This is a genomic window from Leifsonia aquatica H1aii (genome assembly GCF_000633535.1).
GTDB classification, from domain to species: domain Bacteria; phylum Actinomycetota; class Actinomycetes; order Actinomycetales; family Microbacteriaceae; genus Leifsonia; species Leifsonia aquatica_A.
In genome coordinates this window covers 292,007-312,634 of record NZ_AYMR01000018.1, presented here as the reverse complement: position 1 = coordinate 312,634, position 20,628 = coordinate 292,007, and the positions used below count along the sequence as shown (strand labels likewise).

Sequence of the window (20,628 nt, the reverse complement as noted above, 5' to 3'; positions counted from 1 at the left end):
CGCGGAAAAGGGCGTGTCGCGACCGATCACGCAGGGGTTACGCGGTGAAGCGCGGGAAGGCGCTGCGGCCGGCGTAGACGGCGGCGTCGCCCAGCTCCTCCTCGATGCGGAGCAGCTGGTTGTACTTCGCGACGCGCTCGGAGCGGGCCGGAGCACCGGTCTTGATCTGGCCGGCGTCGGTGGCGACGGCCAGGTCGGCGATGGTGGTGTCCTCGGTCTCGCCGGAGCGGTGCGAGAGCACCGCGGTCATGCCGGAGCGCTGCGCGAGCGAGACGGCGTCGAGCGTCTCGGTCAGGGTGCCGATCTGGTTGACCTTGACGAGGATGCTGTTGGCGGCCTTGACGGCGATGCCCTGGGCGAGACGCTTCGGGTTGGTGACGAACAGGTCGTCGCCGACGAGCTGCAGCTTCGAGCCGATCTCGGCGTTCAGGTGGGCCCAGCCCTCCCAGTCGTCCTCGGCCAGCGGGTCCTCGATGGAGACCAGCGGGTAGGCGGCGGCGAGCTCGGCGTAGTAGGCCGACATCTGCTCCGCGGTGCGGTCCTGGCCCTCGAAGCGGTAGACCCCGTTCTCGAAGAACTCGGTGGAGGCGACGTCGAGGCCGAGCGCGATGTCGGTGCCGACGGTGAAGCCGGCCTTCTCGATCGCCTCGGAGATCAGGTCGAGCGCGGCACGGTTGTGCTCGAGCTCCGGGGCGAAGCCGCCCTCGTCGCCGAGGCCGGTGTTGAGGCCCTTGGACTTCAGCAGCGACTTGAGCGAGTGGTAGGTCTCGACGCCCCAGCGGAGGGCCTCGGAGAACGACTCGGCGCCGATCGGCAGGACCATGAACTCCTGGATGTCGACGCCGGTGTCGGCGTGCGCGCCGCCGTTGATGATGTTCATCATCGGAACGGGGAGGACGTGCGCGTTCGGGCCGCCGATGTAACGGAACAGCGGCAGGTCGGCGGAGTCCGCGGCGGCCTTGGCGACCGCGAGGCTGACGCCCAGGATGGCGTTGGCGCCGAGGCGCTTCTTGTTGTCGGTGCCGTCGAGCTCGATCATGGCCTCGTCGACCAGGCGCTGGTCGCTGGCCTCGAAGCCCTCGATGGCCGGGCCGATCTCGTCCAGAACCGCGTCGACGGCCTTCTCGACGCCCTTGCCGAGGTAGCGGTCATTGTCGCCATCGCGAAGCTCGTAGGCCTCGAAGGCGCCGGTGGAGGCACCGGACGGGACGGCGGCACGGCTGACGGTGCCGTCCTCCAGGAGCACCTCGACCTCGACGGTCGGGTTGCCGCGCGAATCCAGGATCTCGCGAGCGCCTACAGCTTCGATCTGAGCCACAACAGTCTCCTCAGTGGTAGTTCGTGGGTTTCACCGTCAAGTGTAGTGACGCCGGGTGAACGGCCCGTGCCGACGGCTGGATGCTTGCGATGAATGGCGGGACCGGGATGCGGGCGGGCGGATCAGGCCGGGCGGATGCGGGCGGTCTAGTGGAGCGAGGGATCGGCCGGGCCGAGCGTCCACGACACGAAGCGCACGACGAGTCCGGCCCGGGTGGGGGCGCAGACCATCGGCCCGGCGGCCGCCGTGGCACCGGGCTCGAGGTGGGCCACCCGGACGAGCCGGAACGGCTCCTCCCCCGTGCGCGCTCGGATCGTGAGCGCGTCGCCGGTGCGGCTGACCCGCACCGTGATCCGGGTGCCGGACCAGTCGGGCACCGGGGCGACGGACCAGTCGGAGAAGCCATGGGTCACGACCGCGCCGAGCTGGAGGGCGCCGTCGGCGTACTCGACGCCCGCCTTCGTCCACTCGGCGGCGGAGACGCGCACGAAGAGGCCCGCCTGATCGAACTGCTGCGAGAAGTCGCCGGTGAAGGCGACCTCCATCGCGGTGCCCGGCGTCAGCGGCGCGAGGAGGGCGTGCTCGGTGTCGTGGACGAAGCCGTAGGCGGTGGTGCGCCAGGCGTCGCTCGCCTCCACCGCGGTGACCACGAGGTCGTCGCCGTCTCGCTCCACGGCGGCCGGCGGCGTCGTCCAGCTCCCCTCGCTCCAGTCGACGCGGCGGACGGCGAGAGGGCTGTACGCCTCCCAGCCGGTCATCCCAGCGGCTTGATCTCGAGCGCGGACGCGTCCACCGTGTCGGCGTTCACGAACGCGAACGACCGGAACCCGGCGGCGGCGGCGCGATCGAGCACGCCCTTCAGGTTCTTGGCGCGTCGATCGAGCCGCACCCGGCGTCCCTCGGCCACCAGCGCGGACTTGACGGCGATCAGACGATCGAGCGGGACGGCGGCATCGAAGACGAGCACGATCGAGTCGGCCCCCTGGTCGTCCGGCACCTCGATCAGGTCGACGACGCGCTCGAATCCGATGGAGAACCCGCAGGCCGGCACGTCGGTGCCGAGGAATCGTCCGATCATGCCGTCGTAGCGTCCACCGCCGCCGACGGAGCTGCCGGACCCGGGGTGGGCGATCTCGAAGATGGTGCCGGTGTAGTAGCCCATCCCGCGCACGAGCGTGGGGTCGAAGCGCAGCCGCACACCGTCCGGAAGCGTGTCGAGTGCGTGGGCCAGCGACTCCAGGGCGGCGACGGCGTCCGCGTCGACACCCTTCGGGAGGATGTCCGAGATCGCCTCGACGGTGAGCTCCACCCCGCCGTCGGCCAGGTGCGGTTCGAGTCCGGCGAGGATGCCGCCGAGCACGGCTGCGGCGTCGGCGCCTCCCTCGCTCAGCTCCGCCACGACTCCCTCTGCGCCGATCTTGTCCAGCTTGTCGACGGAGATGAGCACCTGCGGCCAGCGCGACTCCTCGAAGCCGCAGTATTCGAGGAGGCCGTTCAGGATGCGACGGTCGTTGATGCGGATGGTGCAGTCGCGCAGACCCAGACGGTCGAGCGTGGCCGCGGTCGCCGTGATCAGCTCCACCTCGGCAAGCTGCGAGCTCTCGCCGATGATGTCGATGTCGCACTGCACGAACTGGCGGTAGCGGCCCTTCTGCGGGCGCTCGGCACGCCAGACCGGCGCGATCTGGATGGAGCGGAACACCGGCGGCAGCTCGCCGCGGTGCGTGGCGTAGAACCGCGCCAGCGGCACGGTCAGATCGAAGCGCAGACCGAGATCGCAGAGGGCGAGCGTGTCGCCCGACTCGAGCGCGGCGCGCAGATCGTCCGCGTCGAGCCCCCGCTTGAGCACGCTGAACGCGAGCTTCTCGTTGTCCCCGCCGAGACCCGAGTGCAGGCGCGCGGAATCCTCGACGACCGGCGTCTCGATCTCGTCGAACCCGTGGGCGGCGAAGCTGCGCCGGATCACGCCAAGCGCATGCTCACGGCGCGCCTTCTCGGCGGGGAGGAAGTCGCGCATGCCACGGGGCGGTGTGATCGGTGAGGCCATGCTCCGATTCTTCCACGACGGCCGGAGGGAGACCTCCCCGGGGGATGGCCGGCGCCGGATCCCGGACGTAGACTCGCGGCGTTGCCACCCTGATGCCGCACCCCTCGGGCGCCGGTTCGGTGGTGTCCCGGAGGACCTGGCATGAGCCGCATCCGCCCGACCACGGTCGCGATGCTCGCTGCCAGACACGACGAGGCTGGCAACGCGTCCCCGCTCGCCGGTCGAGACCCAGGCCAGGAGTGGAGCCGACAGGCGCCCTCACCCGAGTGGCACCCGGCAGGCGGGACGCGCTGCCGGCGTCGCCCCCGGCCGCCCGGCCCGTGCGCTCAGACCCGGTGGTGCCGACCCAGCGGGACGACCAGGGGCGTCGCCGTCACCGGATCGCTGGCGATGACGGACTCCACGCCGAACACGTCCTGGACGAGCTCGGCCGTCACCACCTCCGACGGGTCCCCCGCCGCCACGATCGAGCCCGCGCGCATCGCGACGAGATGGTCCGCATAGCGGGCTGCGAGGTTCAGGTCGTGCAGCACCATGACGACGGTGGCGCCGCGAGCGGCGTTGAGGTCGAGCAGCAGGTCGAGCACGTCGATCTGGTGGCTGATGTCGAGGAACGTCGTCGGCTCGTCCAGCAGCAGGATGTCGGTCTGCTGCGCGAGCGCCATCGCGATCCAGACGCGCTGGCGCTGGCCGCCGGAGAGCTCGTCCACACTGCGCTCCGCGAGCTCGACGATCCCGGTGGCGGTCATGGCCTCGGCGACGGCCGCGTCGTCCTCCGCCGTCCAGCGGCGGAACCAGCCCTGATGCGGGTACCGGCCGCGGGAGACGAGGTCGGCGACGGTGATGCCGTCCGGGGCGATCGGCGTCTGCGGGAGCAGCCCGAGCCGGGTGGCGACCTGCTTGGTCGGCAGGGAGTGGATGTCGGCGCCGTCGAGCAGCACCGAGCCGGAGGCCGGCGCGAGCAGGCGGGAGAGGCCGCGCAGCAGGGTCGACTTGCCGCAGGCATTCGGCCCGACGATCGCCGTCACCCGCCCGGGCGGAACGGTCAGATCCAGCCCCTCCACGACCACCCGGCCCTCGTACGAGAGGGTCAGGTCGCGGGCGGCGAGTTCGTGGTCACGGGTCATGTCAGCCTCCCCGGCCGATTCGATTGGTCCTGGTGAGGAGCCAGAGCAGATAGGGCGCGCCCACGATGCCGGTCACGACGCCGACCGGGAACACGACCCCGGGCACGGCGAACTGGGCGACGATGTCCGAGAGCACGAGCACCAGCGCTCCGACCAGCGCGGACGAGACCAGCGCGAGGGAGCCGCGACCCACCAGTCGGCGGGCGATCGGCGCGGCGAGGAACGCGACGAATCCGATCGGCCCGGCGACGGACACCGCCACGGCCGCGAGCGCGACGGCCACTCCGACGACGAGCAGACGCGTGCGTTCGGCACGCACCCCGATGCCCGCGGCCGTGTCGTCGCCGAGCCCGAGGGCGGCGAGCGGCCTCGCGAGCAGCAGTGCGCAGGGGATGAGGACGACCGCGCCCACCGCGAGCACCGTCAGGTCGAGGTCGTCGATCGTGTTCAGGCTCCCCGTGATCCAGACGAGAGCGCTCTGCACATCCGAGAGGTCGGCCTTGGTGAGCACGTACGAGACCACGCCGGAGGCGATGGCCGCGAACCCGATCCCGACCAGCACGAACCGGTAGCCGCTCACGCCGCGCCGCCAGGCCAGCGCGTAGATCAGCACGGCAGCGAGCAGGGTCCCGGCGAGCACGACGCCCGAGAGCGCGAGCCCGCTGAGGCCGAACCAGACCAGGGCGACCGAGCCGACCGCGCTCGCGCTGGCGGTGATGCCGATGATGTCGGGGCTGGCGAGCGGGTTGCGCGCGACGGACTGGATGAGACCGCCCGAGACGCCCAGGCACGCGCCGACGAGGGCGCCCGCGAGCAGTCGAGGGAGCCGCAGCTCCAGGATGACGAACGACGTGAGCCGATCGGCCCGGCCGACGAGCGCCGCGAGCACGTCCGGCGGTGCCACCGCGGCATCCCCGAGGGTGAGCGACACAGCGCCGACCACGACGAGCAGGGCGGCGAGGACGACGGCCACCCGGGCGGCCCGACCGGCGCGACGGCGCCGATCGGTCGCGACCGCGCTCACAGGCTGACCAGCTTGCGGCGGCGCACGAGCGCGATGAAGAGGGGGGCGCCGACGAAGGCCATGACCACGCCGACCTGCAGCTCGCCCGGCATCGCGACGACCCGCCCGATCACGTCGCAGGCCAGCAGGAGGGTGGGCGCGACGACGGCGGAGAAGGCGAGGATCCAGCGGTAGTCGCCGCCGACCGCCCAGCGGGCGATGTGCGGAACGACGAGTCCGACGAACGCGATCGGCCCGACGGCGGCGGTGGCCGAGCCGCAGAGCAGCACGATCGCGACCGCGCTGACCCCGCGGGCGACGCCCACGCGCTGGCCGAGCCCGCGCGCCACATCGTCGCCGAGGGCGAGGCCGTTGAGCACGCGCCCCAGCCCCAGCGCGATGACGGCGCCGATCAGGAGGGTGGGCAGCACCTGCCAGAAGACGTCGAAGCTGCGTCCGGCGAGGGCGCCGACCTGCCAGAACCGCATGGCGTCGAGCGACACCCGACTCGTCAGCAGCACGGCCGTGATCAGCGACCCCAGGGCCGCCGACACCGCCGCCCCCGCGATCGCGAGCTTGATCGGGGTCGCACCCTCCCGTCCGGCGGACGAGACCGCGTAGACGAGCGCGGAGGCGACGGCAGCACCGGCGAACGCGAACCAGACGTATCCGGACGCGCTGGTGACGCCGAGGTACGCGATGGCCACCACGACCGCGAGCGAGGCGCCGAAGTTGACGCCGAGGATCCCCGGGTCGGCGAGCGGGTTGCGTGAGAGGCCCTGCATCACGGTTCCGGCGAGCCCGAGGGCGAGGCCGGCGGACAGGCCGAGCAGGGTGCGCGGCAGGCGGCTCCCGATGACGACGAGGTGCTCCGGGTCACCGGCCCGGTAGTGGACGAGGGCGTCCAGCACGTCCGCCGGTGCGATGGTGCGCGCCCCGACCATGAGGCTGAGCACCCCGACGGCCACGAGCGCGAGCACCGCCAGGGCGAAGCCCACGAGCAGACGCCGACGGCGCCGGCCGTGCGAGGAGACGTCCTCGGCACGGCCGGCGCGGGGAGCGATGACGCTCGCGGGCATCGACGGTTACTTGACCTTCTCGGCGGCGGCCGCCAGCTGCGGCACGTACTTGTCGAGCATCCACGGGATGGAGAGCACGCTGGGGGCACTGGTGGCGGCGACGAACGACTCGCCGACGATCGGGGCGAAGCGGCCCTCCGCGATCGTGGGCATCGCGGCCACGAGCGGGTCGGCGGTGAAGGCGTCGACCGAGGACTGCTTGTCGAAGTACATCACCAGCAGGTCGGTGTCGATCTTGGAGAGGTTCTCGTAGCTGAGCTGGAAGAAGAAGCTCCCGTCGTCCTTCGTGGTGTCGAGGTCGGCGATGCTCTTCGAGTTCTTCAGCCCGAGCTCGTTCAGGAGCTGCACGCGCGGGTCCTCGGCGCGGTAGACGTTGAGGAGGCCGGGCTGGTTGGCGGCGGCGTAGAAGAATGTCTTGTCCTTGAGCACCGGGTACTTCGCGGCCAGGCCGGAGACGTCGTCCTTGGTCTTGGTGACCAGCGCGTCCGCCTGGGAGGAGAGGCCGAGGGCCTTGCCGACGATCGCGGTCTGGTCCTGCCAGCTGGTCGCCCACGGCTTGTCCGGGTAGGCGACGACGGGCGCGATCTTGCTGAGCTTGTCGAACTCGGCCTGGGTGAGTCCCGAGTAGGGTGCGAGGATCACATCGGGCTTCGCCTTCACGAACGCCTCGAACGGCACCTCGCCGGTGTCGGAGGGGATGATCTGCGGGGTCGTGCCCTTGAGCGCCGTGATCGCGTCAGCGTCCCACGGCAGCACGCCGGCCTTGTCGCCGCCGTAGCTGAACGCGGGCATGGCCACCGGCACGATGCCGAGCGCCAGCACCACGTCCTGCGCACCCCAGCCCCAGGTCGCGACACGCTCGGGCTTGGCGTCGATGGTGGTCTTGCCCAGCGCGCTGTCGATCGTGACCGGGAAGGCGCCCGCGTCACTTCCGGAGGTGCTCTCGCTGCCGGAGCTGCCGGCGCTGCAGCCGGTCAGCACGAGCGCGGCGGAGGCCACGACGGCGGAGGCGATCAGGACGAGACGCGACCGGCGACGGCCGCGGCGAGCGGTTTCGAGCATGGCTCTCCTGGGTTCGGGAGGGATGGAAGGCGTGTCGATCGACACATTAGGGAAGCCTAACCTAAGTGCCTGAGCCCTGACCAACCGAATCCCGAACGCTCAGGACTCGCGCGCCTCCTGCTCGCGGATCTCGCCCTGCAGATCGCGCAACGTCGACCGCAGCGCCCGTTCCGCGTCGAGCCCCTGCGACTTCGCCGAGGCGACGATCGCCAGCAGCAGCGATCCCAGCTCGTCCTCGTTCTCGACGGCGACTCCCCCTCCCTCGCTCAGATCGAGCAGGCCGACCTTCTGTGCGCGGCCCAGCAGTTTGTCGGCCAGCGCCAGCGACGGCATCGCCTGCGGGATGCCGTCGAGCACGCTCGTGCGGCCCGGCTTCTCCGCCTTCTTGAGGTCGTCCCAGAACCCGACCACGTCGTCGGCCGTCTCGGCGGTGCGATCGCCGCCGAAGACATGCGGATGCCGGCCGATCATCTTCGCCGTCATCTGCGCGGCGACATCCTGGATGTCGAAGTCCTCCCCCGGGGTGTGCGCGGCGATGTCCGCGTGGAAGAGCACCTGGTAGAGCACGTCGCCGAGCTCCTCGAGCAGGTCGTCGCGGGTGCCGTTCTCGATGGCCTCGACGAGCTCGTAGGTCTCCTCGATCAGGTACTGCACCAGCGACGCGTGCGTCTGGTCGGCGTCCCACGGGCACCCGCCGGGAGCGCGCAGTCGAGCCGTCACCGCGACGAGCTCGTCGAGTTTGCTGGGGACCGTGTCCGTCATCGCTGCTCCTCCTCGTCAGAACTCCCCCATCCTCTCACCGCCGCTGCGCACGTCGCCTCCGGAACGCACCGCGGCCCCGGATGGCAGCGGCCCCGGTAGAATGGGTGATCGGTGTGCCGGGAAGTCTGGTCGGCGTCGTGCCCGCGCGCCCCGCGACGGGCTTCCTCCGACGGAAGGCTTCCCATGAGCATCATCCGATCCGAGCGCACCGCCGCCGGGCTCCTGCTGGGTGCCGCGGCGCTGGGCCTCCTGCTGGCGAACACCGCCGTGGGTCCCGCGCTGGTCGAGCTGCAGCACGCGCACCTGGGCTTCGGCCCGGTGGACCTGAGCGTGGGCCACTGGATCAGCGACGGGCTCCTCGCCGTGTTCTTCTTCATCGTGGCGGTGGAGCTCAAGCACGAGCTCGTCGCCGGCGAGCTCAACTCGTTCGCGAAAGCGATCCACCCGGCCATCGCCGCCCTCGCCGGCGTGCTCGTGCCCGCGCTGATCTACCTCGCGTTCAGCGCCGGGAGCGGGTTGGAGGCGGGCTGGCCCATCCCCACCGCGACCGACATCGCCTTCGCCCTCGGGGTGCTCGCGGTGTTCGGCCGCGGACTGCCCAACCGGCTGCGCGTCTTCCTGCTGGCGCTGGCGGTGCTGGACGACCTCGTCGCCATCCTGATCATCGCGGTGTTCTTCACCACCGACCCCAATCTCCTGGAGCTCGTGCTCGCCGCCGTGACGGTGGCGCTGTTCGGCCTGCTCAGCCGGATGCTGCGCGGCCGGATGCGGGTGCCGATCGGTGTGCTGATGGTGCTGGTCGCGGCGCTCACCTGGTGGCTGGTCTACGACTCCGGCGTGCACGCCACCATCGCCGGCGTCGCCCTCGGCCTGGTGATGGCCCGGCGGCCCGCCGGCCGGGTCACCCATGCGCTCGAGCCCTGGTCCAACGGCCTGATCCTGCCGCTCTTCGCCTTCTCGGCGGCGCTCGTCGTCATCCCCGCGGTCGCGCCGTCGGAGCTCTCGCCGGCGTTCTGGGGCATCCTCGTGGCCCTGCCCGTCGGCAAGCTGATCGGCATCACCCTCGGCGGCTGGCTGGGCTCGTTCACGCGCAGCAAGGAGGAGCGCGCACGCATCTCCCTGTTCGGGCTCGTGGCGGTCGGAGCGCTCGGCGGGATCGGGTTCACCGTCTCACTGCTGATGAACGAGCTGGCGTTCGCCGGCGATGCGACCGTGCGCGCCGAAGGGACTCTCGCCGTGCTGCTCGGCTCCGCCGTGGCGATCGTGGTCTCCGGCGTGCTGGTCTCCCTGCTCGCCCGTCGCTACCGTCGCCTCCACGCGCACTGATACCGCTCTCGCCGCCGGCTCCGGAACTCCGGAGATTCGATCCGACACACCGCTCAGGTCGCCGGAACTCCGGCGATTCCGGGGCGAGGGCAGAAGATCTCCGGAATTGCCGGGAGGGGAGGCCGGGGTGGGAGCCGGGGTGCGGGTCAGGCGGCGGGCTCGGGGGCGGGCTCCGGGACCGGGAAGAGGGCGCCGAGGAGGGTGGCGACCCACTCGATGAGGTCCGCGTCGTCGACCGACTCGCCGTTGACCCGCGGGAGCGGGACCATCGCGACCTTGGGCGCCGCGTGGTACTTCGAGCCCGGGTACATGCGCTGCAGCCGCACCTGGAGGGAGTCGGGCAGGATCGCCGGGGCGAGTCGCAGGTTGGACCCCATCGCCACGACCTCGCCGAGCCCCGCCTTCTGCGCCGCCCGGCGCAGGCGCGACACCGCGACGAGGTTCAGCACCTGCACGGGAGGCTCGCCGTAGCGGTCCGACAGCTCCTCGACGACCAGGTCGATCTGACCGTCCTTCGAGGTCGGCGCGCTCGCGGACGACAGCTTCTGGTAGGCCTCCAGCCGCAGCCGCTCGCTGTCGACGTACTCCTCGGGGATGTGCGCATCCACGGGCAGCTCGAGCCGCAGCTCGGTCTGCCCTTCGGCGACTTCGCCGCGGAACGTCGACACGGCCTCGCCGATCATCCGCAGGTAGAGGTCGAAGCCGACGCCCGCGATGTGACCGGACTGCTCGCCGCCCAGGAGGTTGCCCGCACCGCGGATCTCGAGGTCCTTGAGCGCGACCTGCATGCCGCTGCCGAGGTCGTTGTTCGCCGCGATCGTCGAGAGCCGATCGTGCGCGGTCTCGCTGAGCGGCTTGTTCTCGTCCCAGAGGAAGTAGGCGTAGGCGCGCTCGCGACCACGCCCCACGCGGCCGCGGAGCTGGTGCAGCTGACTCAGGCCGTACTTGTCGGCGCGGTCGATGATGATGGTGTTGGCGTTCGAGATGTCGAGGCCGGTCTCGATGATGGTCGTCGAGACGAGCACATCGAAGCGCCGCTCCCAGAAGTCGACGACCACCTGCTCCAGGGCATGCTCGTTCATCTTGCCGTGGGCCACGCCGATGCGCGCCTCCGGCACCAGCTCGGCCAGCTTGGCGGCCGTCGCCGAGATCGAGCCGACGCGGTTGTGCACGAAGAAGATCTGCCCCTCGCGCAACAGCTCACGGCGGATTGCGGCGGCGACCTGCTTGTCCGAGTACGGTCCGACGAAGGTCAGGATCGGGTGTCGGTCCTCCGGCGGGGTGGCCAGCGTCGACATCTCCCGGATGCCGGTGACCGCCATCTCCAGCGTGCGCGGGATGGGGGTGGCGCTCATGGCGAGGATGTCGACGTTCGTCTTGAGCTTCTTCAGCTGATCCTTGTGCTCGACGCCGAAGCGCTGCTCCTCGTCGATGATGACCAGGCCCAGGTCTTTGAATGTGACGCCCTCGGCGAGGATCCGGTGGGTGCCGATGACCATGTCGACGGTGCCGTCCGCCATGCCGGCCAGCGTCTCCCGCGCCTCCTTGTCGGTCTGGAACCGGCTGAGCTGGCGCAGATGCACCGGGAAGCCGGCGAAGCGCTCGAGGAACGTCTCGGCGTGCTGCTTGACCAGGAGCGTGGTGGGCACGAGCATGGCCACCTGCTTGCCGTCCTGAATGGCCTTGAACGCCGCCCGCACGGCGATCTCGGTCTTGCCGAAGCCGACGTCGCCCGAGATGAGCCGGTCCATCGGGATGGGCCGCTCCATGTCGGCCTTCACCTCGTCGATGGTCTGCAGTTGGTCGAGGGTCTCGGCGAACGGGAACGCCTCCTCCAGCTCGTGCTGCCACGGGGTGTCCGGCCCGAAGGCGTATCCCTTGCTCGCCATGCGCGCCGAGTAGAGCTTGACGAGCTCGACCGCGATGTCGCGCACGGCCTTGCGGGCCCGGCCCTTCGCCGCGGACCAGTCGCTGCCGCCCATCTTGCTCAGCTGCGGCGCCTCGCCGCCGACGTAGCGGCTGAGCAGGTCGAGCTGGTCGGTGGGCACGAAGAGCTTGTCGCCCGGGTAGCCGCGCTTGGACGGCGCGTACTCCAGCGCGAGGTACTCGCGCTTGGACTTGACCGCGTTGCGGCCTCCGCTGGAGACCTCGCGCTGGGTGAGCTCGACGAACTTGCCGATGCCGTGGGTCTCGTGCACGACGTAGTCGCCGGGCTTGAGCTGCATCGGGTCGACGACGTTCTTGCGGCGCGCGGCCAGCTTCTTCACCTGCCGCGAGTCGTACCCGATCGTCCGGCCGTAGAACTCGCTCTCACCGACGACGGCGAGCTTGATCTCGGGCACCTCGAAACCGTGCTCGACGCTGGCCTTCAGCAGGTACGCGACGCCGGGCTCCGGGTCCGCCGGGAACTCGTCGACGGGGCGGCCCGGGAGCTCGGCCTCGCCCAGCACCTGCGCGGCGCGTTCGACGAGTCCGTTGCCCTGGGCGACGACCGCGACGCGCCAGCCGTCGCGCAGCCGTGCGGCGACGTGGCCGACCGCGCCGGAGACGTTGCCCTGGAAGCTCGGAACGGCCTCCGCCGCGATGCGGACCTGCAGGTGCTCCTCGATCTCGCGGTGCTCCGGGAGGATCTCCGGCTCACTGGAGGCGGCGTCGGCCTGGAACCCGCTCATCGTCCACCACGGGTGGTCCGGGGCTGGAGCGCCCGGGCGGCTGAACGTCACGGAGTCGCGCAGCTTCTGCAGGGTGAGGAAGTCGCCGGCCGCGAGATCGATCGGGGCGGCGGCGCCCACGGTCGCGGCGCTCCAGGCGGCCGACAGGAACTCACGGTTCGTCTCGGCGAGACTGACGGCGCGGGAGGCGACCCGCTCCGGTGAGAGCACGGCGACGGCGGCGCCGTCGGGCAGATAGTGGGTGAGCGGGACCAGCCGGTCGACGAGCGCAGGCGCCAGCGACTCCATCCCCTCGACCGGGATGCCCTCGCCGATCTTGGCGAGCATCCCCGACAGGCTGGGGAACTCGTGCTCCATCTCGCGTGCGCGCTGCCGCACCGACTCGCTGAGCAGGAGCTCGCGGCTCGGCGGCAGCACGACCGAGGGGATGGGCTCGGGCAGCGAACGCTGGTCGGCCACCGAGAAGGCACGGATCTGCTCGACCTCGTCGCCGAAGAAGTCGACCCGGTAGGGGTGGTCGGCGGTCGGCGGGAACACGTCGAGGATGCCGCCGCGCACGGCGAACTCGCCACGACGGGTGACCATGTCGACGCGGGCGTACGCCAGGTCGACCAGTTGAGCGGTGAGCCCGGAGAGGTCGAACCCGCGGCCGCCCGCGGTCAGCTGCACCGTCGGGTAGTCGGTGAGATTGTCGGCCAGGGGCTGCAGCGCGGCGCGCACGGAGGCGACGAGCACGAACGGCGTCGTGCGGTCGCCGGTGCCCCAGTCGACGAGACGGCGCAGCGCGGTGAGCCGCTTGCCGACGATCTCGGCGCTCGGGCTGAGGCGCTCGTGCGGCAGGGTCTCCCACGCGGGGAACTCGACGATCTCGGCTTCGGGCAGCACACAGGGCAATGCGGCGCGCACGGCCTCCGACTCGCGGCCGGTGGCCGTGATCACCAGGACCGCCTGCGACGCGCCCTGCTCCGCGCGACGGCGCACCAGCCCGGCCAGCAGGGGGGCGCGCAGTCCATCCGTGAGCGAGAAATCGGCGTTGCGACCGGCATAGCGGAGAGCGTCAGCGAACGTGGAGGCGCGCTGAAGCGCCGTGATCAAGCCCTGGAGTATCACTCGGCAGAGTCTACGCGGCGCCCCCGACAGTGCCGACGTCCGCCGGGACCAGGCGACCGCAGCCGTCGATCCCGCGCCAGACGCCGGGCTCCTCCGACGCCAGCGCCGCGACGAGGCCGTCACCCACGCGCGCTTCGAGGCCGAGCGCGCCTCGACGCGGGAGCAGCGTCCCGTCGTCGGCGAGGACGGTCAGCCGGGAGAAGCCATCGAGGTCGGCCGCGCCCGCCTTGACGGCCGCCTCCTTGGCCGTCCACGCGAGCAGGAACGCCGTGTCGCGGTCGGCAGCGGCCGTCACGGCGCGTCGCTCGGCCGGCGAGAGGGCGACCGCGAGCAGGTCCTCGGTCACCGCCGAGCGGGTCTCGAGGTCGACGCCGAGCCGCCGGCGGCCGGCCGCGGCGGCCACCCGGCCGTGGGCATGCGACCAGGAGAGCCGGAGGCCGGCGGCGGTCGGCAGCGGCCGTCCGTGCGGGCCGCCGCACGTGTCGCAGCGCTGCACGATCTCCTCCGCTTCGAAGGCGTCGCCGGTCAGCGCTCGATGCGCCAGCGACGCCAGGAGCCGGGCGGCGGTGAAATCGTCGCGGTCCGCGGCCTCGACGAGGCGATCGCGCCGCTCCTCCGCGCTGTCTCCGAGCCGCCGGGCGGGCAGCGTCGCGAGCACCTGCGCCGTGTCCGCGACGAGCACGAGCGTCGAGCCGCTGATGGTCACGGGATCACTGTACGGGGCTTGCGGATGGAGGTCAGATCCAGCCGTCGAGGGCTCGCATGAAGCCGTCGTGGTCGTCGCGGTTGATGACGTGCCCGGAACCGGGGACCACCCGGACGTCGAAGCCGGCGTCGCGCAGACCGTCGGCGGCCTCCGGCTTCACCAGGCGGGAGTTGTCCGCGAGCATGACGAGCGAGGGCACCATCATGGTCGTCGGCGCCCGCATGACACTCGGAGCGAGCACGGTCGGGATGGCCGCCCGGTCGAAGGCGCGGAAGGTCTCGACCTCGACGGCGACATCCGCGGGGTCCCACCGGGGATTGCGTTTGGCGATGCGCGCGGCGGACTGCCGCGCCAGGGTCCGGAGGAAGGCAGGGGCGAGCATCCGCTGGAACCAGTTCGCGGCCGGGCAGGAGAAGGCCGGGTCCACGTACACGACGCGGCGCGGGCGCAGCCGCTCGACGGCGAGGCTCACCGTGAGCCCGCCCAGGGAATGACCCATCACGAGCTCCGGTTCGGCCGGGACGGTGTCGACGATGTCCTGCGCCATGAGTTCGGCGGAGTACTCGCCGCTGCGCGGGCTGTGCCCGTGCCCGCGCAGGTCGACGGCGATCACGTGGTAGCCGCGTTCGGCCAGCGCCGGTCCGACCCGGCGCCAGTTGCGGGAGTCCGACATCACGCCGTGGACCAGGACCGCGTACCGGTCTCCGTGGCCCCACTCGCGCGTGAACAACTCCATGACGCATCACGGTACGTCTCCGCGCTGTGCGCGGACTGGACGAGGGCTGACCGCAAGCCGATGTGGGCCACATGACGCGATAGAGGCGCCCCTACCCGCCATGCGGACCACGTGAGTCGGGGTCAGCGCCCGGCGTGGAAGCGGTTCTGGGCGGCGGTCAGGCCGTCTCCCGCGATCTGCTCGACCGCGTCGGCGGCGTCCCCGATCAGGATCGGCAGGTTCTTGCGCTCCTCGGCGCCGAACGCCTTGAGCACGTGGTCCGCGGCGGCCTGCGAGCCCGGGGGCCGGCCCACGCCGACACGCACCCGGGTGAAGTCACCGGTCCCGGTCGCCGCGATGATGTCGCGGACGCCGTTGTGGCCGCCGTGGCCGCCGCCCGACTTCAGGCGGACGGTGTCGAACGGGATGTCCAGTTCGTCGTGCACCACGATCAGGCGCGACGGGTCGAGCGAGTAGAAGCGCAGGAGCTGCGCGACCGGGCCACCGGACACGTTCATGTATGTGTTGGGCTTGGCCAGGACGAAACGCGGACCACCGGGCGTCAGACGCCCTTCGGCGACCGTGGCGTTCGTCTTGTGGGTCTTGAAGGTGAGTCCGCCGCGCGCGGCGAGCTCGTCGAGCACCATCTGACCCACGTTGTGACGCGTGGCGGCGTAGCCGGGCCCGGGGTTGCCGAGCCCGACTACGAGCCAGGGTCCGTCCAGGGGACGGGAGGATTCCATCGGGAGTGACTACTCCGCGGACTCGGCGGCAGCGGTCTCCGCAGTCTCGGCGGTCTCCTCGTCGTCGGCGCGCGCGGCGGCCGGGACCAGGACGTTGAGGATGAGGAGGTCCTCGTCCTCGGCCAGGGCGGCACCCTTCGGCAGGGTGAAGTCCTTGGCGTGGAACTGCGTGCCCTCGGCGGCGCCCTCGACGTCGAGAACGATGTTCTCGGGGATGTGGGTGGCCTCCACCTCGAGACGGAGGGTGTTGACCTCGAGCACCGCGATGGTGCCCGGGTAGGGCTCGCCCTGCACGTGCACGGGGACCTCGACGGAGACCTTCTCGCCGCTCTTGATGACGATGAGGTCGAGGTGCTCGATGATCTGGAGCACCGGGTCCTTCTGGACGTCCTTGACGAGGACGAGCTGGTCCGTGCCGTCGATGTCGAGCTCGAGGACCGCGTTCGCCTTGCGCAGGATGAGGCCGACCTGGTGCGCCGGCACGGTCACGTGCTGGGGGTCGGTGCCGTGGCCGTAGATGACGGCGGGGATCTTGCCGGCGGCGCGGATCTTGCGGGCCGCACCCTTGCCGAAGCTGTCGCGGACCTCTGCGACGACCTTGTTGGACTCGTCAGCCATGATGTTCTCCTTGCCGGCGCGAAGCCGGCGGATCGGGGCGAGCAGCGCTCGCAGTGTGGGATTGTCGACTCGAGCGCATCGAGGTGCGCGAGGAAAGACTGCGTAGCCTGCTCCACCGCGTCGATCACGGAAGCCGACGGAGCACCGTCCGCTTCCCTCGCCGAAGTTCAGTGGCCCAGTCTAGCGGAATTCTGCCCGGACGCGGTCCGCGATCGTCGCGGCCAGCAGGTCGGGCGACTCCGCGACGTCCAGACGCATCCCCCGCTCGTCCGCCTCGACCGGTTCGAGGGTCGCCAGCTGGGAGGCGAGCAGCGACGGCGGCATGAAGTGCCCGGGGCGGCCGGTGACCCGCTCGGCGAGCAACTCGACCGTCCCGTCCAGCTCGGCGAACAGGGTGGCCGGCGCGAGAGCACGGATGCGGTCGCGGTACGCGCGCTTCAGCGCGGAGCAGGCGACGACCATCCCCTCGGGCCCCGCATCGGCGAGCACACGACCGACCGCGTCGAGCCAGGGCGCGCGATCCTCATCGGTGAGCGGCACGCCCGAGGCCATCTTCGCCACGTTCGCCGCGGGATGGAGGTCGTCGCCGTCCACGAACACCGCTCCCAGCGCCTCCGCCGCGCGCCGGCCCACCGTGCTCTTGCCGGAGCCGGAGACCCCCATGACGACGATCCGAGGTCGGCCCACGTGTCCTCCGTCGCTCACCAATCGTGCATCGAACCGTCGAGAAGACGGTTCACCGGCAAGTATGCCGCCTGATAGGGGAAGGCGTCCGCCGCGACCTCGTCGTAGTCCACCCCGAGGCCGGGCGTCTCGCCGGGCAGGAGCATCCCGTCGGCGAAGGTGTAGTCCGTGCGGAACACCTCGTGGGTGTCGGTGCTGTGCCGCATGTACTCCTGGATGCCGAAGTTCGGGATCGCGACGCCGAGATGCACGGCCGCGGCCAGTCCGACCGGCGAGACATCGGTCGGTCCATGCACGCCGGACTTGATCTGGTAGACCGCCGCATAGTCGAGGATGCGCCGCAGCCCGGTGATCCCGCCCGCGTGGGTGACGGGGCTGCGGACGTAGTCGATCAGCTGCTCCTCGAAGAGCTCGCGGTAGTCCCAGATCGTGTTGAACACCTCGCCGATGGCCAGCGGCGTCGTCGTGTGCTCGCGCACGCGGCGCAGCGCGGCCTGGTTCTCGGCCGGGGTGACGTCCTCCAGCCAGAACAGATCGTACGGTTCCAGCGACTTGCCCAGCTGCGCGGCCTGGATCGGGGTGAGCCGGTGGTGGGCGTCGTGCAGCAGCGGCAGCTCCGGGCCGAACTCGTTGCGGACCGCCTCGAACACCCTCGGGATGTGGCGGAGGTAGGCCCGGGTGTCCCACTGCTCCTCGACGGGGACGGCGCTGCGCCGCGCGGGCTCGTGGTCGTAGCGGGAGGTCGTGCCGCCCGCGCCGCCCGTGGAGCCGGCGGCCGCGTTCGCCGACGAGGCGACGCCGTACACCGAGCCGAGACCCGGCACCCCGGTCTGGACGCGGATCGCGCGGTAGCCCTGTTCCTGGTGGGCACGGATGGAGTCGAACAGCTCCGGCAGCTCCGCTCCGGAGGCGTGCCCGTAGACCAGGCACCCGGTGCGGCTGCGCCCGCCGAGGAGTTGGTAGAGCGGCAGCCCGGCGGCCTTCGCCTTGATGTCCCAGAGCGCGGTGTCGACGGCCGCGATGGCCGCCATGGTGACGGGCCCGCGCCGCCAGTACGCCCCGCGGTAGAGGTACTGCCAGGTGTCCTCGATCCGGTGCGCGTCGCGTCCGATCAGCAGCGGCACCACGTGCTCGCCTAGGTAGGCGGCGACGGCGAGCTCGCGCCCGTTGAGGGTGGCGTCGCCGAGTCCGACGATGCCGTCGTCGGTCGTGATCCGCAGCGTCACGAAGTTGCGTCCGGGGCTCGAGATCAGCACGTCGGCCGAGGTGATTCGCATGAGGGTGCTCCTGTCGGTAGCGGTGGTCGAGGGGGGTCGGGGTGACGCCGGGTCGGCGGTCTCAGCGCGCGGGAGTCGGGCGGAGGCCGGCGCGTGCCTCGGCGATCCGGCGCTGGAGGAGGGCGACGATCGGGGCGTCCGCCGCCAGGTCGGGGGCCACGGCGGCCAGGGCGGCGGCGGCGAGCGCGGCGTCGTCCGGCGCCGCGCCGAACCGCTCGACGAGCGCCGCCCCCAGGATGTCGCGCACCGGGGCGGGTGCGCCGCCTGCCCCGGGACCGTCCGCGGCGCGGGCCGTCGCGCGGACGTGCACCGCCCACGCGGCGAGCACGCCGACCTCCGCCTCGCCCGGCGGACGACCGGCCGCCCGGCGCGAGCGCAAGGGGTCGAGGACGCGCGGGCCGAGCTTCTGCGAGCCGTCTGCCGCGATCTGCGCCAGCCGGTGCTCGATGCGCGCGTTCGTGAAGCGCTCGCGCAATGCTGCGAGGAAGGGGTCCACGGTCGCCCCGTCGAACGGCAGCTCGGTGCGCGCCTCCGCCCAGAGCTGCTCGAGTTCGACGGTGACGGCGTCATCCGCCATCGCGTCGGCCACGGTGTCGTGACCGCGGAGCAGCCCGCGATAGGCGAGCAGGGAGTGCCCGGCGTTCAGAAGCCACAGCTTGCGCTGCTCGTACGGGACGACGTCGTCGACGAACTGCGCACCCGCGACCTCCCAGTCCGGCCGGCCCGCCGGGAACTCCCCGCTCAGCACCCACTCCGAGAACGGCTCGGTGACGACGGGCGCCTGGTCCGCGAACCCGGTGAGCCGCTCGGCGACGACGCGGTCGGCGTCGGTGGCGGCCGGTGCGATGCGGTCGACCATCGAGGAGACGAACGAGACCTCGGCGTCGATCCAGGCGGCCAGCCCGGCGTCGACCTCGCGCGCGAGTCCGAGCACGGCGGTCCGGGTGATCTCCCCGTTGCCGGGGAGGTTGTCGCAGCTCACGATCGCGAGGCCGCCGGCTCCGGCCTCCCGGCGGGCGCGCAGACCGTCGACCAGCCGACCGGGGGCGGACACGGCGGCCGTCACGGCCCCCTTCCCGGCAGCGGCCCCGGCGCGGAGTGCGGCGCGGTCGGTGTCCCGCGCGGCCTCCGCGGGCCGGTAGCCCGCCTCGGTCACGGTGAGCGTGACGACCGCGACGGCCGGGTCGGCGACCGCGGCACGCCAGCGGCGCGCATCGCCGCCGTCGGCGACCGTGCTGAGCGCGTCGACGATCGTCGCCGCATCGGCGACCGGGCCGCGCTCGATGAGGGTGTAGACCGCGTCCTGCGCGGCGAGGACGCGGGCCGCCTCCGCACTCCGGCCGGTGAACGCCGCGATCCCCCACCCGCCGTCGTTCGCTCCGTGCGCGTCGTTCGCACCGTGCGCGTCGTTCGCGCGCTGGGTGTACCAGGCCTGGTGGGCACGGTGGAACGCCCCCACTCCCAGGTGGACGATGCGGACCGGGTGGCGCGTCGAGCGCGGCGGGCTCGTCATGCGTCCACCGCCGCCCGTGAGCGGGTGCGCTCCTCGACCTCGCGGAGGTAGGCGAGGTTGTCGCGGGTCCGTTCGGCCAGCGGGCGTTCCGTCGAGAAGTCCTCCGCCGTCACCCAGCCGTCGTAGCCGAACGCGTGCAGCGCTCCGAGGTACGCGGCCACGTCGGCGACCCCTGTGCGCAGGGGTGCCCACTCGTGCCGCCAGTGCACGGTGCCGTCGGCCGCCCGCTCCCCCGCCCGCCATGCCGCGTTCTTGACGTGGATGTGCGCGAGATAGGGTCCCAGCAGCTGGAACGCCGCCAGCGGCGCCTCCTGCCCCTCGATCACGAGGTTGCCGAGGTCGTGGATGACGCCGACGGTCGCCGGGTCGATGCCGTCGACCAGGCGGAACGCGGCGGAGGCCGACGCCGTGATCGTCTCGTGGTGCAGTTCGATGAGTGCCTTCACGCCCAGCTCACCGGCGCGCTCTGCGGCCCGCTCGACATCCGTGCGTGCGGCGGCGAACAGCGCGCGGTACTCGCCGGAGTCGGTGCGCGGCATCGTGATGCGCACCTGCCGTGCGCCGAGGGCGGCGGTCGCGGCGAGCATCCGGTCGACGCCCGCGTGGTCGTCGCAGCGGACGTAGCCGCCGATGCCGGAGAACTCCAGCCCGGCATCCGCGGTGAGGCGGGCGAGTTCCGGCAGCGCCTCCTCGAGTCCGGTGAGCGGCACGGTCGCGCGGTTGCCCGCCCAGAACCCCGGCGTGCCCGCGGCGTCCTGGTCGACGACGCGCCATTCGATCCCGTCCCAGCCCTGGGCGGCGAGGGTCTGCACCGCCTCGGCGGGCGTCCACTCGGGGGTGGATGCGGTGAACACGGAGAACTTCAT

The 20,628-nt window shown here is 71.8% G+C and carries 18 protein-coding genes; 1 reads left to right on the top strand and 17 read right to left on the bottom strand.

The genetic code is table 11. From position 1 onward, the window contains the following. Positions 1 to 37: 37 nt before the first annotated feature. From eno to U870_RS0117335, 8 genes are all read right to left on the bottom strand, one after another. Complete coding sequence (eno, locus tag U870_RS0117370) at positions 38 to 1,318, bottom strand: phosphopyruvate hydratase (RefSeq protein WP_025158646.1); 1,281 nt, start codon at positions 1,316 to 1,318, stop codon at positions 38 to 40. A gap of 146 nt (positions 1,319 to 1,464) precedes the next feature. Then, complete coding sequence (locus U870_RS0117365; protein WP_025158645.1) at positions 1,465 to 2,076, bottom strand: DUF1349 domain-containing protein; 612 nt, start codon at positions 2,074 to 2,076, stop codon at positions 1,465 to 1,467. Continuing rightward, positions 2,073 to 3,365 (bottom strand): histidine--tRNA ligase, encoded by a 1,293-nt coding sequence (gene hisS, locus U870_RS0117360; RefSeq protein WP_025158644.1) that lies wholly within the window; start codon positions 3,363 to 3,365, stop codon positions 2,073 to 2,075. The genes U870_RS0117365 and hisS overlap by 4 nt, the downstream gene beginning before the upstream one ends. A gap of 326 nt (positions 3,366 to 3,691) precedes the next feature. Continuing rightward, positions 3,692 to 4,492, bottom strand: a complete 801-nt coding sequence (locus U870_RS0117355) for an ABC transporter ATP-binding protein (protein ID WP_025158643.1) — start codon at positions 4,490 to 4,492, stop codon at positions 3,692 to 3,694. Position 4,493: 1 nt separating this feature from the next. Continuing rightward, positions 4,494 to 5,516, bottom strand: a complete 1,023-nt coding sequence (locus U870_RS0117350) for a FecCD family ABC transporter permease (RefSeq protein ID WP_029947781.1) — start codon at positions 5,514 to 5,516, stop codon at positions 4,494 to 4,496. Further along, the gene (locus U870_RS0117345) at positions 5,513 to 6,574 is read right to left on the bottom strand and encodes a FecCD family ABC transporter permease (protein WP_025158641.1); all 1,062 of its coding nucleotides are present in this window, start codon (positions 6,572 to 6,574) and stop codon (positions 5,513 to 5,515) included. Before U870_RS0117345 ends, U870_RS0117350 begins: the two co-directional genes overlap by 4 nt. Before the next feature lie 6 nt (positions 6,575 to 6,580). Continuing rightward, positions 6,581 to 7,636 carry an iron-siderophore ABC transporter substrate-binding protein gene (locus U870_RS0117340; RefSeq protein ID WP_025158640.1) on the bottom strand — a complete coding sequence of 352 codons (1,056 nt, stop codon included), beginning with the start codon at positions 7,634 to 7,636 and terminating at the stop codon, positions 6,581 to 6,583. A gap of 99 nt (positions 7,637 to 7,735) precedes the next feature. Next, positions 7,736 to 8,398, bottom strand: coding sequence for a MazG family protein (locus tag U870_RS0117335; RefSeq protein WP_025158639.1), 663 nt, complete (start codon positions 8,396 to 8,398; stop codon positions 7,736 to 7,738). 183 nt (positions 8,399 to 8,581) lie between these two features. On the opposite strand from U870_RS0117335, the gene U870_RS0117330 reads away from it, so the two are divergent. Beyond that, a complete protein-coding gene (locus tag U870_RS0117330; RefSeq protein ID WP_025158638.1) occupies positions 8,582 to 9,724 on the top strand; it encodes a Na+/H+ antiporter NhaA in 1,143 nt (380 codons plus the stop codon). Positions 9,725 to 9,870: 146 nt separating this feature from the next. Here U870_RS0117330 and mfd read toward each other — a convergent pair whose 3' ends face one another. From mfd to U870_RS0117285, 9 genes are all read right to left on the bottom strand, one after another. Further along, complete coding sequence (gene mfd / locus U870_RS0117325) at positions 9,871 to 13,506, bottom strand: transcription-repair coupling factor (RefSeq protein WP_025158637.1); 3,636 nt, start codon at positions 13,504 to 13,506, stop codon at positions 9,871 to 9,873. 10 nt (positions 13,507 to 13,516) lie between these two features. Then, positions 13,517 to 14,212, bottom strand: coding sequence for a 4'-phosphopantetheinyl transferase family protein (locus tag U870_RS23295; RefSeq protein WP_025158636.1), 696 nt, complete (start codon positions 14,210 to 14,212; stop codon positions 13,517 to 13,519). A gap of 31 nt (positions 14,213 to 14,243) precedes the next feature. Further along, on the bottom strand, positions 14,244 to 14,948 hold the full coding sequence (locus tag U870_RS0117315; RefSeq protein WP_025158635.1) for an alpha/beta fold hydrolase: 705 nt from the start codon (positions 14,946 to 14,948) through the stop codon (positions 14,244 to 14,246). Positions 14,949 to 15,070: 122 nt separating this feature from the next. Continuing rightward, a complete protein-coding gene (gene pth / locus U870_RS0117310) occupies positions 15,071 to 15,670 on the bottom strand; it encodes an aminoacyl-tRNA hydrolase (RefSeq protein ID WP_029947779.1) in 600 nt (199 codons plus the stop codon). Positions 15,671 to 15,679: 9 nt separating this feature from the next. Beyond that, a complete protein-coding gene (locus tag U870_RS0117305) occupies positions 15,680 to 16,288 on the bottom strand; it encodes a 50S ribosomal protein L25/general stress protein Ctc (protein ID WP_025158633.1) in 609 nt (202 codons plus the stop codon). A gap of 180 nt (positions 16,289 to 16,468) precedes the next feature. Next, positions 16,469 to 16,975 carry a gluconokinase gene (locus U870_RS0117300; protein ID WP_025158632.1) on the bottom strand — a complete coding sequence of 169 codons (507 nt, stop codon included), beginning with the start codon at positions 16,973 to 16,975 and terminating at the stop codon, positions 16,469 to 16,471. 14 nt (positions 16,976 to 16,989) lie between these two features. Continuing rightward, positions 16,990 to 18,249 (bottom strand): D-mannonate dehydratase ManD, encoded by a 1,260-nt coding sequence (gene manD, locus U870_RS0117295; RefSeq protein WP_025158631.1) that lies wholly within the window; start codon positions 18,247 to 18,249, stop codon positions 16,990 to 16,992. 61 nt (positions 18,250 to 18,310) lie between these two features. After that, positions 18,311 to 19,762: a mannitol dehydrogenase family protein gene (locus tag U870_RS0117290; protein ID WP_025158630.1), complete on the bottom strand. Its 1,452-nt coding sequence runs from the start codon at positions 19,760 to 19,762 to the stop codon at positions 18,311 to 18,313. Continuing rightward, complete coding sequence (locus U870_RS0117285; protein ID WP_025158629.1) at positions 19,759 to 20,628, bottom strand: sugar phosphate isomerase/epimerase family protein; 870 nt, start codon at positions 20,626 to 20,628, stop codon at positions 19,759 to 19,761. The genes U870_RS0117290 and U870_RS0117285 overlap by 4 nt, the downstream gene beginning before the upstream one ends.